At 39.8% G+C, this 13,921-nt stretch carries 11 protein-coding genes and 2 pseudogenes; 1 reads left to right on the top strand and 12 read right to left on the bottom strand.

The window, feature by feature from the left end; all coding sequences use genetic code 11:
* Positions 1 to 13 precede the first annotated feature (13 nt).
* From CXF72_RS13395 to CXF72_RS13350, 12 genes and pseudogenes are all read right to left on the bottom strand, one after another.
* Entirely contained in the window at positions 14 to 382 is a 369-nt protein-coding gene (locus CXF72_RS13395) for a hypothetical protein (RefSeq protein ID WP_101039527.1), read from the bottom strand.
* A gap of 51 nt (positions 383 to 433) precedes the next feature.
* Entirely contained in the window at positions 434 to 502 is a 69-nt protein-coding gene (locus CXF72_RS20295) for a DUF2933 domain-containing protein (RefSeq protein WP_442966047.1), read from the bottom strand.
* Between the two features lie 76 nt (positions 503 to 578).
* Positions 579 to 701 (bottom strand): annotated as a pseudogene (locus CXF72_RS20290) (DUF2933 domain-containing protein); the annotation flags it as partial.
* 55 nt (positions 702 to 756) lie between these two features.
* Positions 757 to 1,125: a cupredoxin domain-containing protein gene (locus tag CXF72_RS13385; RefSeq protein ID WP_101039523.1), complete on the bottom strand. Its 369-nt coding sequence runs from the start codon at positions 1,123 to 1,125 to the stop codon at positions 757 to 759.
* Positions 1,126 to 1,134: 9 nt separating this feature from the next.
* On the bottom strand, positions 1,135 to 3,669 hold the full coding sequence (locus CXF72_RS13380; protein WP_101039521.1) for a heavy metal translocating P-type ATPase: 2,535 nt from the start codon (positions 3,667 to 3,669) through the stop codon (positions 1,135 to 1,137).
* A gap of 182 nt (positions 3,670 to 3,851) precedes the next feature.
* Positions 3,852 to 4,121 (bottom strand): DUF3081 domain-containing protein, encoded by a 270-nt coding sequence (locus tag CXF72_RS13375; RefSeq protein WP_101039519.1) that lies wholly within the window; start codon positions 4,119 to 4,121, stop codon positions 3,852 to 3,854.
* 258 nt (positions 4,122 to 4,379) lie between these two features.
* The gene (locus CXF72_RS19410; protein WP_157823262.1) at positions 4,380 to 4,532 is read right to left on the bottom strand and encodes a hypothetical protein; all 153 of its coding nucleotides are present in this window, start codon (positions 4,530 to 4,532) and stop codon (positions 4,380 to 4,382) included.
* A 303-nt stretch (positions 4,533 to 4,835) separates the two neighbouring features.
* Positions 4,836 to 5,444, bottom strand: coding sequence for a hypothetical protein (locus tag CXF72_RS13370; RefSeq protein ID WP_101039517.1), 609 nt, complete (start codon positions 5,442 to 5,444; stop codon positions 4,836 to 4,838).
* A gap of 93 nt (positions 5,445 to 5,537) precedes the next feature.
* Positions 5,538 to 8,666 (bottom strand): efflux RND transporter permease subunit, encoded by a 3,129-nt coding sequence (locus CXF72_RS13365; RefSeq protein ID WP_101039515.1) that lies wholly within the window; start codon positions 8,664 to 8,666, stop codon positions 5,538 to 5,540.
* Positions 8,663 to 10,117 carry an efflux RND transporter periplasmic adaptor subunit gene (locus tag CXF72_RS13360; RefSeq protein WP_101039513.1) on the bottom strand — a complete coding sequence of 485 codons (1,455 nt, stop codon included), beginning with the start codon at positions 10,115 to 10,117 and terminating at the stop codon, positions 8,663 to 8,665. Before CXF72_RS13360 ends, CXF72_RS13365 begins: the two co-directional genes overlap by 4 nt.
* 12 nt (positions 10,118 to 10,129) lie before the next feature.
* Complete coding sequence (locus CXF72_RS13355; protein ID WP_101039511.1) at positions 10,130 to 11,443, bottom strand: TolC family protein; 1,314 nt, start codon at positions 11,441 to 11,443, stop codon at positions 10,130 to 10,132.
* 184 nt (positions 11,444 to 11,627) lie between these two features.
* Entirely contained in the window at positions 11,628 to 12,026 is a 399-nt protein-coding gene (locus CXF72_RS13350; RefSeq protein WP_157823261.1) for a hypothetical protein, read from the bottom strand.
* 360 nt (positions 12,027 to 12,386) lie between these two features.
* Here CXF72_RS13350 and CXF72_RS19405 point away from each other — a divergent pair.
* Positions 12,387 to 12,650: pseudogene (locus CXF72_RS19405) on the top strand (efflux RND transporter permease subunit); the annotation flags it as partial.
* Positions 12,651 to 13,921: the final 1,271 nt, after the last annotated feature.

Raw genomic sequence — 13,921 nt, 5'->3', positions numbered from 1 at the left:
ATTAACTTATTCGCTATTTGTGTTTCGTGCTTCCAGGCGGTGGTCGACTGCAACAAGATGGCTTATGTTTGATATTGTCCTTCATATTTTGATCGACGAAATTATAATATCCTTCTTTAAAATGGTTCCACCACCCCTCAGAGAACGCTGCACCATGCTTAACTACGACGAGTTTTATTGCATCTAAATTTATATGAGTCACATCATAAGCTATGTGCAGTAGGCCGTCTTTAATATCAAGCGTTACGCTCTCAATGCCAACAGTTTGATCTATTTCAGAGATGATTTTAGCTAGGTTAAATTCAGTTAGCCCTTTTAGTTGAAGTTTTCGAATAACTAAATTAACTTCTGTCACACCTACTCGGTGCTCGAAATCATTCATGATTTCCTCCTTCTCTTTTATGTTTTACTTAGAAAATGGTGAAAATATTTTCTATTTATTATCTTTATTATGATGGCCTCCATGCATAAACAGGTGCATGACAGGACATAATATTGACATACTCCCCTACTAAATTTACTCGCTTCTGCTCGCAAGACTTAGATGGAGTACTTCGCCCGATGGATAGAATTGCAAAAGGTAAATACTCGAAAAAATGCTGATTATGTTTAGTCAGTAAATAGTAAACAAGGCTTATTACTGCCGTTAAAATTAGCCAGCCTTTAGGCGTGGATAAAAATATCTTAAATTTATTGATCATAGTAATTACCTCAATATTTATGTTGACCGCATTTAAAAAACATTGGCAATTTTATTTATTCAACTATTAGATAACCTTTGTACATTTGCATTTGACAGTGAAATACATATTTCCCTTTTTTCATCATAGGGAGTGAAATTTCAATGGTTTTGTTTAAGGGTAATTCCTCACTTATTTCAAAATCAGGAAAGATGACCGTTGCTGCACAGGGGCTGGGATCTTTACGTGTAAATTTAAGTGTCGTGCCAGTGCTCGTGCTTAGTGCTATTGTTGATGGTTGATAAACACCATCTTGCACAACAATACTGATCTCTCCATTGGTTTTATTTGCTGACATTTTTTGCTCGTTCTTCGAAGAGTAAAGCCAAAACCACCAGACTATTAAAAGAATTAAACCAATTCCAACCAAGTTAATAATGAACATAATTTTCTCCTAATGATCTTGTGGTTTAAAAAACCGTAAACGGTTAGCATTACTGACCACGGTTAAAGATGAAAATGCCATTGCCGCGCCTGCAATAACAGGATTAAGTAACAGTCCAAAGAAGGGGAATAAAATTCCCGCGGCGAGCGGTACACCTGCCGCGTTATAAATAAAGGCACCCACTAGATTTTGTTTAATATTACGCAAGGTGGCTTTACTCACGGAAATGGCATCGGCAAGGCCATGTAAAGAGCCGCGCATTAATGTTATATCTGCACTTTCTATTGCCACATCGGTCCCTGTACCAATTGCAAAACCAACATTAGCCAGCGCAAGTGCCGGCGCATCGTTAATGCCGTCGCCTGTCATACCGACTATTTCACCTTGAGCTTGTAATTCAGCCACTTTTTTTGATTTTTCATCCGGTAGTACTTCAGCAAAAAAATCTGTTATACCTACTTTTTGTGCCACCGCTTTTGCCGTCGCCTGATTATCTCCGGTGAGCATAACCACCCGAATACCATTTTTTTGTAAGCGTTTGATAGCCGAAATAGAATCTTCTTTGATCGGATCGGCAACGGCGATAACCGCGGCTAACTCACCATCAATAGCGAAAAACATGGGGGTTTTAGCCTCGCCTGCCATTTTCAGGCTCACATCCTGAGCTTCTTTATTAACACTGATACCTTGCTCAACCATTAGTTTTTGATTGCCAAAAAATAAACCTTTATCGCCAACGATCCCCTCTACGCCTTGGCCAGCAATGGCGTTAAAATGTTCGACTTTATCTGTTTGTAAACCTCGTTCATTTGCGGATTCCACAATGGCTTCTGCCAGTGGATGTTCAGAGCCGATTTCTAAACTTGCGACTAATTGCAAGATCTGGTTTTCGTCCATTGAATTAACGCGATAAATATCCGTTACTTTAGGCTGACCTAAGGTAATAGTGCCGGTTTTATCCAGGATCATAGTGGTGATTTTTGAAGCATTTTGTAGGGCTTCGCCATTGCGAATAAGGACGCCAGCTTCCGCGGCTTTACCCACCCCAACCATCACCGACATAGGTGTTGCCAGCCCTAATGCACATGGACAGGCAATAATAAGTATTGTTGTTGCTGATACAACGGCAAAAGCAATACTGGGTTCCGGGCCAAAGTTTAACCAGACCAATGCACTGGTAATTGAAATAATCATAATAACGGGGACAAAATAAGAAGCGATAATATCAGCTAATCGTCCGATCGGCGGTTTAGAGTTTTGTGCTCGTTTAACCATCTTAATTATTTGTGCGAGCGCTGTATCTTTACCGACGCGAGTGGCCTTAAAAATAATAGATCCACTTTTATTGATGGAGCCGGCAACAATCTCATCACCTTGTGATTTTTTGACCGGCATTGGCTCGCCAGTTAGCATCGACTCATCAATGGTTGTTTTTCCTTCGTTAACTATGCCATCAACAGGGATACATTCACCGGGGCGAACGCGAACCAGATCATTTAATAAGACTTGTTCAATGGCTATATCAATATCGTTGCCATCACGAATAACGCGTGCTGTTTTTGGCTGTAAGCCAATTAATCGCTGTATCGCTTCGCTAGTACGACCACGTGCTTTGACTTCAAGCGCTAGACCTAAATTAATTAAACCAATGATCATTGCGGTCGCTTCAAAATAGACATGTCTTGCCATTTCAGGTAAAGCCAGCGGATAAATAACGACAATCATTGAATATAACCATGCAGTGCCAGTCCCTAACGCAATTAAAGTATCCATATTCGCATTGTGATTAACAAAAGATTTCCATGCACCGAGATAAAAATGTTTACCTGCAAAATACATTACGGCCGCACAGATAAGGCCTATGACCAACCAAACACCCCGCTCTATAGGTGAATTGACTGTCATCGGTCCTCCTAAAAGACCATACGCCATTAATGGGATCCCTAAACCTAAACCGATCCACACCTGTAATATTAGTTGTCGATAATACTTTTGATCGGCTTTCTCTTTTTCATCGAGTAGCGTCTCGTCACTGGCATTGTCTGTACTTTTAGCATTATACCCAGCCGCTTCAATGGTTTTTATTAGCGTTTCTGTCTCAACATCACCGGTAATAGAGGCGGTTCTGAGAGCAAAGTTTATTTGCGCCTGTTGAACATCAGGCAGTGCATTTAAGGCTTTTTCTATTTTGCTGACGCAGCTTGCGCAGGTCACCCCCTCTAAAAGTAACTCTTGTGTTTTTGTTTGGGAGTCATGAGGCGCTTTATTTGTCGGAGAGGGGGCGACTGACTGACTGTTATTCAATACATCGTCTTCCGGTGAAGATGCTGTTTTGTAGCCTTTTTGTTCAATCAACATCAGAATAGATTTTAAAGTGCCATCATAATCGACACTGCCATCAATAGTGAATTCTGCACTCTTGGCTGCAAAACTCACTTCAGCATTAATTCCTTCTATTGCATTGAGTGCGGTTTGTAATCGACTCGCACAACCCGTGCAGGTCATCCCCTCTATAGGTAATTTTAAGCTTGCGGATAAAGACATACAACCTCCTTAATTCAGTTTCGACTGTCACCTTAAGAACAAGCTTAGTCATTACTCTTAGGGGAAGGTCAAGCTGAGAAGATAATATTTAAATTATTTATAACGTTTTTTTTAATTTGTCTAAATGGCAAAATTTTTCTAAAAATAAATTCACAGAGTCGCCTATCGTTATTGTTTGGGCTTTATAAATTATCTTTTTCAGCCAATAAATTTGATACTAATTTAAAAAAAAATTCCAGCGTCTCTTTGTGTTGATAGTCAAAATCATATGAACCGTGAAACATGAGCGTGACAGTCAAATCTCGATAGGCTAACCAGCAGGTATATCCGTCGAAATCATAAGATGCACGTACACCTGAAAGCTCATAAACGCCATCAGTCTTACTGCCCTTAGTGCTGACTAAATTAAATATGTGTAACAGGTTTTGTTTTTTTTCTTGATCTAAATACATAACGCCCTCCTTAATTCAGTTTCGACTGTAATCTTAAAAACAAGCTTAGTCATTACTCTTAGGGGAAGGTCAAGCTGAGAATGAAATATTAATAGTGAATTATGGTTATTAGAGTGCCTAGATACAAGCGACAAAGCATAAGGGGAATTGATCGGGAAGTGACAAATTTGTCAGGAACAAATTTGAACGTTGGAATTTACGACAATGACCTGACAGGCGTAGGAAAGGACGCCCTGAGTCATTTACGGCAGTTCAATGTTATGAACGGGCTAAGTTCTGCGTGCCCTCTCCAGTGCACATTTCGCATAGCAGCTCAGTGCCTAAAAACACAAAAATACCACTGTTAAGTGGCACGCCAAATTGGAATCCCGCCTTCAGGCGGGCAAAAGCGAGACTAGTGGTAATCGACATAAGTCCTAGAAATTAGCAAGCGCCGAACCCGAAGGCCCAGTTCCGAAAATACGTCAGGCACGCTTAGCCCCGACAAAACACCTCGATGATGACGGATAATAGGGCCGCGTTATTTCTAAATAACCCGATCTCAGGTTACTTATTAAAGCTAAAGTTAATATTGCTACAATTTTAAAAAATTTCATTGTTTCGCATATCTGCTTTTATATCTCATTCACTTAAACCTTTTAGTGAGAGTGAGCGAAATAAAAAGCAGCTGTTAAATAGAGACCTTCAGGATTAATTACAATCTCAAGCGAATAATTATTGATTCTTTTTAAGCTGCGCTTTAACTTTACCCAAAATAAATTTGATTTCAGTTTTATCCTGCGCTTTCTCTAACTGCTTAAACAGATCATTAAGCCCGGCAATACCCTGCATATAGAGCATATGCTGATGTTGTGCAGGACTCATGCCTTCCATAGTCGACATATCATGGGAGGCACCGTCCATTTTCATATCGCTATCAGCCATATTAGAATGATCCATCGCCATATCGCTATCAGTCATATTAGAATGATCCATGCCCATATCATCCTGACCCATATTGGCATGCTCCATTTCAGACATCCCCATCTGCTCATGACCCATACTTGCAGCAGGCATGTTGTTCATTTTATCTGCTGTTTGATTAGCTGGCATTGTACTTAAGGTTAAGAGCTTATTAAGATGCTGCTGCATTTTCTGCGCATCATCACTTTTAACTCCTTTTACATAACCGCGCAGTTCACTTTTAATAAACTCCATAGTGTCTCCCCTCTGCGCCACTTTAACGTCATTGTGATTTTGATCAGCCAATGCGCTTGAAAGCGGCACAGATAAAAATAATAAAGCACCCAGTGCTAATGCTATTTTACTTTTTTTAATGTTCATCTTTGTTTTCCTTTTAAATTATTTTTTTTGTAGTGTTAATGATTGATAAGATGAATCACCCTTTTTGATAAAAGATGATTCAACATATTACTGTTATTTCATATTAAATTGCTTACGCAGACTGATTTTTTTCCATTGGAAATACACCGCAGGTAAAATAAGCAGGGTCAAAATAATGGCACTGATCATACCGCCGATCATAGGTGTCGCTATCCGCTGCATGACCGATGATCCAGTACCATCGCCATACATAATAGGGACTAAGCCCATTACTACTACGGCCACTGTCATCATCACCGGCCGTACACGTAACCCGGCACCTTCAATTACTGCTTCTTTTAAATCATTAACATTAAAATGCTCAAGACATTGAAGTTTTTTAGCTTCTAATGATTGGTTTAAATACAAAAGCATAATCACGCCAATTTCTATCGACACCCCTGCCAGTGCGATAAATCCCACCCCGACTGCAACGGAAAAGTTAAAACCAAGGAAGAACATCAACCAAATCCCCCCCATTAATGCAAAGGGCAATGTGGATAAAATCAGCAAGACTTCTCCGACTCGGCGGAAGGCCATATACAGCAGAATAACGATAATAACCAGCGTCACAGGAATGACTTTTGCCAAACGCGCATTGGCCTTTTCCATATATTCATATTGTCCGGACCAAACCAGTGAATATCCTCCCGGTAAGATTACTTGCTCATTCACAATCCGCTGTGCATCTTTAACGTATGAGCCCAAATCAACATTTTCTATATCGACAAAAATCCAACCATTAAGACGCGCATTTTCTGTTTTAATCATAGGCGCCCCCGCCTCTATATAAACATTAGCCACGTCGCTTAAGCTGATATTCATTTTGCTTGGGGTCACAATCGGCAGGCGTTTTAGTGCACTGAGCGAATCGCGATAATCATTCGGGTAACGTAAGTTAACCGGATAACGCTCTAACCCTTCAATGGTTTCGGTGATATTTTTACCACCAATAGCCACGGCAACTAGCTGTTGTATTTCAGCAATGTTAAGCCCATAACGTCCAGCCTTTTGACGGTCTATATCCACTTTGACATAACGCCCTCCCGTTACCCGCTCTGCGTACACCGATGCAGTGCCTTCGACATCTTTTAGAATAGTCTCAATCTGCTTGCCAATTTTTTCAATCTCACCTAAATCTGCACCGGCTATTTTGATGCCAATCGGTGTTTTAATGCCCGTGGCCAACATATCGATACGCGTTTTAATCGGCATTACCCAAGCGTTGGTTAAACCGGGGAACTGAATCAGGCTATCCAGCTCATCGATGATCATTTTTTTTGTCATGCCCGCGCGCCATTGATCTTTAGGTATAAATTGGATAGTCGTTTCAATCATGGTTAAGGGCGCTGGATCGGTCGCAGTTTCCGCTCGTCCTATTTTCCCCCACACGGTTTTCACTTCCGGCACAGTTTTAATCAGCTTGTTGGTTTGCTGTAATAACTCGCGCGCTTTACCGATAGAAATACCCGGATAAGTGGTCGGCATATACATGAGATCGCCTTCATCAAGCGGTGGAATAAACTCGCTGCCAATTTTACTCACCGGATAGAATCCAACCAATAACACCAGAAATGCAAAGCTGATTGCTAATAACGGAAAGCGTAAACTAAAGGCCAACACAGGTTTATATAAAGCCACCAGAAAACGGTTTAAGGGGTTTTTGTGTTCAGGTAATACTTTACCGCGAATGAAATAGCCCATTAATACTGGAATTAAAGTGATTGCTAAACCTGCAGAAGCGGCCATCGCATAGGTTTTGGTGAATGCCAATGGTGAGAACATCTTGCCCGACTGTCCCTCTAAGGCAAAAACGGGTAAGAAACTAAAAGTAATAATCAGCAATGAGAAAAACAGCGCCGGGCCAACCTCAAGTGTCGCTTTGCTGATAACCTGCCAGCGATTTTCATCGGTCAGCTCGGTTTTTTCCATGTGTTTATGCACGTTTTCGATCATTACAATGGCGCCATCCACCATTGCGCCAATGGCAATCGCTATTCCCCCTAATGACATGATATTGGCGTTAATGCCCTGCCACGACATAATAATAAAGGCGACAAAGATCCCCACCGGTAGGCTTAACAGCACCACTAATGATGAACGAAAGTGAAACAAGAAAGCGGCACAAACCAGAATCACCACAATAAACTCTTCGAGTAATTTATAGTAAAGGTTCTGTACTGCACTATTAATTAATTCAGAACGATCATAGGTAGGTATAATTTCCACCCCCTCCGGCAAACTTTTTTGCAGCGTTTTGAGTTTGTCTTTAACCGCTGCAATGACGCCTTGTGCATTTTCGCCAAAGCGCATCACAATCACGCCACTGACTACTTCACCTTCACCGTTCAGTTCGGTAATACCGCGGCGCATTTGCGGACCTAAATTGATGGTCGCCACATCACCTAATAAAAGTGGTGTACCTTGTGCATTTACTTGTAACGGAATAGCTTTAAGATCAGCAATGGATGAAATATAACCGGAAGTGCGCACCATATACTCAGCTTCCCCCATCTCAATGACACTGGCGCCACTTTCCTGGTTGGCTTGCTGAATGGCACTAGTGATTTTGTTAAGGGGCAGGTTATAAGCACGTAATTTATTAGGATCAACACGTACTTGATACTGCTTGACCATACCACCGACGGTCGCCACTTCCGAGACACCAGGGACAGTCTGTAGCTCAAACTTTAAAAACCAATTCTGTAAACTAGTTAGTTCACTTAAATCATGTTTTCCGCTTTTATCAACTAACACATAACTAAATACCCAGCCCACGCCTGTGGCATCAGGCCCTAACGCTGAGCGTGCCGCCTCAGGCAAATCTGGCGCAACTTGCGACAAATATTCCAAAACACGTGAACGCGCCCAATACATGTCGGTATTATCATCAAAGATGATATAGACGTAAGAGTCACCAAAAAATGAATAACCACGCACGGTTTTTGCGCCCGGCACCGATAACATAGCAGTCGTTAACGGGTAAGTAACCTGATCTTCAACCACCTGCGGCGCTTGTCCGGGATAGCTGGTTTTAATAATAACCTGCACATCACTAAGATCCGGAATGGCGTCAATCGGTGTTTTCTGAACAGAGAACACCCCGTAAGCGACAATCGCTGCGGTTATCAATAAAACCAGAATACGGTTTTTAATTGACCAATTTATAATTTTACCAATCATAATGTCACCTTCCGAGCAACGGGTCCTGAAGTGTTGTTTCCTGATAAACCGAAATCAGACTGCTCACCTAAATCGAGCCAATCTAAATCATCATCTTCATTGCTTGAATCGGACTCAGGCTGACTTTTTTTGTTTTTATCAAGCTCTAACATTCGCCCAAAATCTGCACTGATGCTGGATTCTGAATCTAATAGAAATTGCGCCGAGGTAACTATTTCCTGCCCTTCACTTAAACCCGACAAAACTTCCACGGATTGTTTGTTTTCCAGCCCTAAATTAACCAGCACAGACTTAAAATTACCCTCACCTAAGGCTAATACGACGCGATTCATGTTACCGGCATAAATTACCGCTTCCCGAGGAATTTGCAGTGTTCTTTGCTTCATTTGCGGGATCAGCGTGACACTGGCAAACATATTCAGTTTTAATAACGCAGTGGGATTATCAAATTGCAGACGAACCCTCAGGGTACGATTACTGGCGTTCATTTCAGGGTAGATAAAATCAACCTGCCCTTCCCATTTCTGCCCCGGAAAATAATCTAAGGTCATAGAGGCTAAATCGCCGAGCTTAACTAATGATACTTGTGCGGCAAACACTTCAACGTCCACCCAAACCGTATCTAAATTAACCGCGGTGATAACCACAGTAGAAGGCGAAATAAACGCTCCTTCATTTAATTTAAGCTTCGAAATAGTGCCTTTTTGCGGTGCGAAAACGGTGATATTTTGTAATACTTTTTTATTTTTTATTATATTTTCAATTTGATCTTTATTTACCCCTAATGCCTGTAAACGCGCTTTTGACGAAGTAATTAAATTGTTACGATTTAAGTTCATCGCATTAAATAATGATTCCTGTGCTTTCACCAACTCCGGGGAATAAAGATCAAACAGGGGCTGCCCTTTTTTAACTTCAACGCCCACGGATTTAACATACAGTTTTTCAATCCATCCCGAGACTCGGCTATTGATTTGCCACAGCCCATTCTCATTGGCCTGCACTGTCCCTAATGTATTGATGGAGATATTTAACGGTGCATTAACTACCTTTCCTGTACGTACGCCAAGATTATTTTCAACCGCCGGTGAGATTTTAACTAAGCCCGCTTCAGACTCGCCGCCTGCTTCCTCGTAGACAGGGACTAAGTCCATGCCCATCGGGGACTTACCCGGTTTATCTCGCTGATAATTCGCATCCATCGGGGCAACCCAATATAAAATTTTAGGCTCAGCTTTTTCAGCTTCTGCATAAACAGGCACTAAATCCATGCCCATCGGCGATTTACCCGGTTTGTCACGCTGATAATTGGCATCCATCGGGGCAACCCAATACAAAACTTCTGGCTCTGCTGTTTTTTGTGTTGTACTAAACAAACTATTGATTTGCTGATTCTTGGTCGCGACGATCCCCAAAAATAAACCAACAATTAAGACTAATAAATAACGCATAATATTTTCCTATTAAAGTGCCTGGAAATAACGGATGTTAGACAGGCTTTTAAGGCCATCGAAATACAGTTGTTGATATTCTAAGGTCAGATTCTGCTCATGGATGTAGGCATCAATAACCTCTTTGAAAGGACGCGTATTAGATTGATAACTTTGCTCTAACAGTCTGGCATGCAGTTTAGCCTGTTTCAGAAGACTATCCTGGTAACGGATTTGACGCGATTGAAGTTGCTGATAATTACTGATTTCAGCATTTAATAACGCATTAAGCTGGCGCAATAACAAACGATGTTCAGCTTGCTTCTGCCCTTTGTTATATTGCGCAGAGATAAGTTTTTGATCTTGGCGTTTATCGGTAAATAACGGAATATCCATAGACACAAAAGCGCTCAATAGATCCGATCTTGGTTTTCCCATATCAGTCTCACTTAAGCGATGTCCGTAACCCACTTCCAGTTTAAAACCGGGTTTGTAATTCTGCTCAGCAAGTTCGATGCCGTTATCCGCCAGTGTTATACTCTGCACTAACATTTGGGCTTTCGGGTGATTGCTAAGCAATTCATAATGCTCGGTATTTTTGGCATTAACGGCCTTTACATAGGACAGGGTTTGTGGCCATTGCGGTATTGCACTCGGCAGTGGCTGATAGGCATATTCGCCGATATGCTCACTTAACAAACTGCGATAATTAAGTGATTGTTGATTTAACGCAGCAAGTTTTTCATCAAATTTACTGATCTCAATTTCTGCTAAAATTAAATCTTCGTGCTCAGTAAGTCCTAAAGAAAATTTCGCCTGCAAATCTCGGTAAAAACCTGAAAATAGTTTTTTATTTTCTTTTACTATTCGTAATGATTTATCGATAAACAGAATTTTAAGCCACAGCTCACGCACGCTTTTTTTAACATTTAACTGGCGATCTAAGCCTAAAGAAACCGTCATATCAGCGCGTTGATTAAAGCCTTCCTGAGTCAATTCACGTTGCGAACCACGACTAAATTGTTGTGATAAGCCAACGCTGATTTGGGTCATAGGATCTTGATCTAATTGAAAACTATCCGTCGGCACGTTAGCCATGCCCAGCTTTACCATAGGGTCGGCCAGCGTAGAGCCGGCAATGCCCTGTGCAATCAATGCAGCTTGTTGGGATTGATAGATTTGCTGTGCGGGGTCGGATTTAATCGCCATCTGCTCAGCATCATGAAGACTAATGCCCTGTGCAAAAAGATTAAAACTAAACAAAAACGTTAAACTAAACAGGCTGTTAAATAGTGTATTAACAGCAAAATGGTTTTTTAATAAAACATATGAGGTGATTTTCATCATCACTTTCCTTTATTACAAACTCCTTTTTATTGCCAACTCATCTCTTTTTTCAAAAAAAGAACAACAAGAAGCTTTAAATACAGGAGTTCGGTAAAAATAAATCAATCTGTTTTTTGATAAAGAGGCGAATTAACGCACTAAAAATCAAAACCTTGATTCAGCTAAAAACTGAACAAAAAAACAGTTAACCTATAAAGGGAGGACGATATAAGGGCTCAGGAAGGTAATAAGGGGTGCCAGAAATGCGCGTTTGGTAAGGAAGTTGTAACTCTGGTTGATTAACCAAGGGATCATGTCCGATAAAATGAATCTCAGAGGTTACACAATAGCTTTGGCAATCCATGCTATTAGGCATTCCATCACCACCACAATCTGTTTGACTCATCTCCATTTTTGGTTCGTTTAGACCCGCAGACATTGTGCAATTCATCATCGAAACCATTTCACTTTCTAATAGAGGTGCAAACGCCGTGACTTTCTGGGTGAAAGCTATCAGTGCTGTGAGCATCAATATTAATGTGACAAATCGCTTCATATTCAAATCGATAGGTGAAAAATGGAAAAGCATTAGGCCATTATCCATTGGGGAAATCAATCATTAATTAGCTTTTTTTTATTATACGAAAAAATTTACTCTTGGTACTGATGATTGTAGTACAGGATAAAAGTGACAAAAGACATTTCCTCACTAAATTATAGCAATACCCTGAATTTGTTACGCCATCGTAACTATAAAGAATAGACGGACTACACTGAAATTAGTTAACTTACCTTCGGCGAGCCGGAAGCTCATTTGATTACACTATCTAAGGGTTATAGTAATGTTCACATCGATAGTGGACGTATTATCCAAAATTAAAGTATCCAGTTCAATTAGAGCAGAATAATTCGCTTATTCTGGTGAACCTGGTCAACCGCATGCCTCCCCCAGAGTGCGTTAAGTGCTCACGAACAGATCATCAGCGCAGCTCAAATCAGGCTACGCCCTATCGTTTTGACCTCTATCACTACCGTGGCTGGTTTGTTACCAATGGCCTATGGTCTTGGTGGTGCCGATCCATTTTCGGCACCTATGGCGCTGGTGATGGGTTATGGCATTTTGTTCGCGACTCCAATCACTCTGGTGTTGATTCCTTGTTTGTTGGCGGTGATGGATGATGTCCATTCGATATCCGGCAGGTTTGGTAAAATCCTTGACGATGCGTAAATATGCTATGAAGGACCAAACTGCCTATTCCTTCCATTGAATGGCCACCAGCTTTATCAATGAACGTGGCGCTAATAGTTCATCGAAGCTCAAAGGTAATTGTAAATATTTAGATATCAATAAGCACAAGTTAAATTGAGATTATTGATGTGGGCGTTCAATTTATTTAGACAATATTCAAATTTACTCTTCGTCAGCGTCCTATTTCGCGAATGCCTTCGTTATCTATTGCAGGAATTTTGAATTATAGAAAGGTAGTCTTCCATTCTATAAAACCATTAAGGTTGCTATCAGCCACCAGCTTTTTTCTCTTAAATGAAAAAACCCAAAGGTAACAACTTGGATTATGATTATTGAAGTCCATAAGGGGGAATAGGTAATTCAAGCAATAAATTAATGTCATTATATTCAAACGGGTAGTTTCGATTTACCGTTCTATTTCTTTAAAAACAATTTTGTCTCTATCCATTCAATAATTGCAGCCCATAACTCCTCTTATTAGAATCAAAGAATCATTTTTTTTAAAATATTTTATCGTCTTAAAAAATAGTAGCGTTACATCTGTTTTATTGATCACTCTCTATTTTATTTAAAGTATTTTTAATTTACGAACGTTTTTATTAGTATCTTCTAAATTTTTTTGAGCGACAGCAATTAAAGCTCATTCAAAATGAGCATCTGCATTTATAAAAATTGATAACTTAAAAATATTAGATTATTCCGTTGTTTTCCCATAAGAAATAACATCCTCTTTAGCTGCTGTTATCAGAATAATATTTTTTTATTTTTAAGCTGTAAAAATATCTAGTTTAAATGTGTTTTTAACTGCAGAGGCAGTCTTAGGGTCAAGATCCGCATGAAATAAAAATAGTATCGCTTTAAGATTTTCACTTTTAACGCTCGTTGTCTTTTCCGTTAATTTTTTATTTGTAGGTTCCTCTCGTTTAAGTAAATCATCATGATTTTGATTAGCCTAACAAGCACAATTAAAATTTTTAGAATTATATTAAATAAACTATTTGTTCTTATTTTCTCTTTTTATATTTGTAAAATAATCTCCTTCTAATAAATAAATCTTATTACCTCTTCATTGGTGATATTGAGAGTGAGCGGGTGAATATTCTTTATAAAGCTCTTTTACTACCGTCTAATACAAAAGCGTATAAATCACTTTTTTTAATTTTATTGCAGCGTTTATATTTGAAAAATAATACTTCTACAATAACGATTAATATCATTAAATATATTTAAAAAGTTAATTAACACACTTT

The sequence above is a fragment of the Psychromonas sp. MB-3u-54 genome (genome assembly GCF_002836415.1).
Classification (GTDB): Bacteria; Pseudomonadota; Gammaproteobacteria; order Enterobacterales; family Psychromonadaceae; genus Psychromonas.
This window is presented reverse-complemented; position numbering and strand designations above follow the sequence as displayed.

What these genes read in the sequence shown, in the direction of transcription:
- CXF72_RS13360 (WP_101039513.1), bottom strand. Translation starts at nt 10,117, where the DNA reads ATGCGTTATTTATTAGTCTTAATTGTTGGTTTATTTTTGGGGATCGTC.
- CXF72_RS19410 (WP_157823262.1), bottom strand. Translation starts at nt 4,532, where the DNA reads ATGTCGATTACCACTAGTCTCGCTTTTGCCCGCCTGAAGGCGGGATTC.
- CXF72_RS13370 (WP_101039517.1), bottom strand. Translation starts at nt 5,444, where the DNA reads ATGAACATTAAAAAAAGTAAAATAGCATTAGCACTGGGTGCTTTATTA.
- CXF72_RS13385 (WP_101039523.1), bottom strand. Translation starts at nt 1,125, where the DNA reads ATGTTCATTATTAACTTGGTTGGAATTGGTTTAATTCTTTTAATAGTC.
- CXF72_RS13365 (WP_101039515.1), bottom strand. Translation starts at nt 8,666, where the DNA reads ATGATTGGTAAAATTATAAATTGGTCAATTAAAAACCGTATTCTGGTT.
- CXF72_RS13380 (WP_101039521.1), bottom strand. Translation starts at nt 3,669, where the DNA reads ATGTCTTTATCCGCAAGCTTAAAATTACCTATAGAGGGGATGACCTGC.
- CXF72_RS13350 (WP_157823261.1), bottom strand. Translation starts at nt 12,026, where the DNA reads ATGGATAATGGCCTAATGCTTTTCCATTTTTCACCTATCGATTTGAAT.
- CXF72_RS13355 (WP_101039511.1), bottom strand. Translation starts at nt 11,443, where the DNA reads ATGATGAAAATCACCTCATATGTTTTATTAAAAAACCATTTTGCTGTT.
- CXF72_RS13395 (WP_101039527.1), bottom strand. Translation starts at nt 382, where the DNA reads ATGAATGATTTCGAGCACCGAGTAGGTGTGACAGAAGTTAATTTAGTT.
- CXF72_RS13375 (WP_101039519.1), bottom strand. Translation starts at nt 4,121, where the DNA reads ATGTATTTAGATCAAGAAAAAAAACAAAACCTGTTACACATATTTAAT.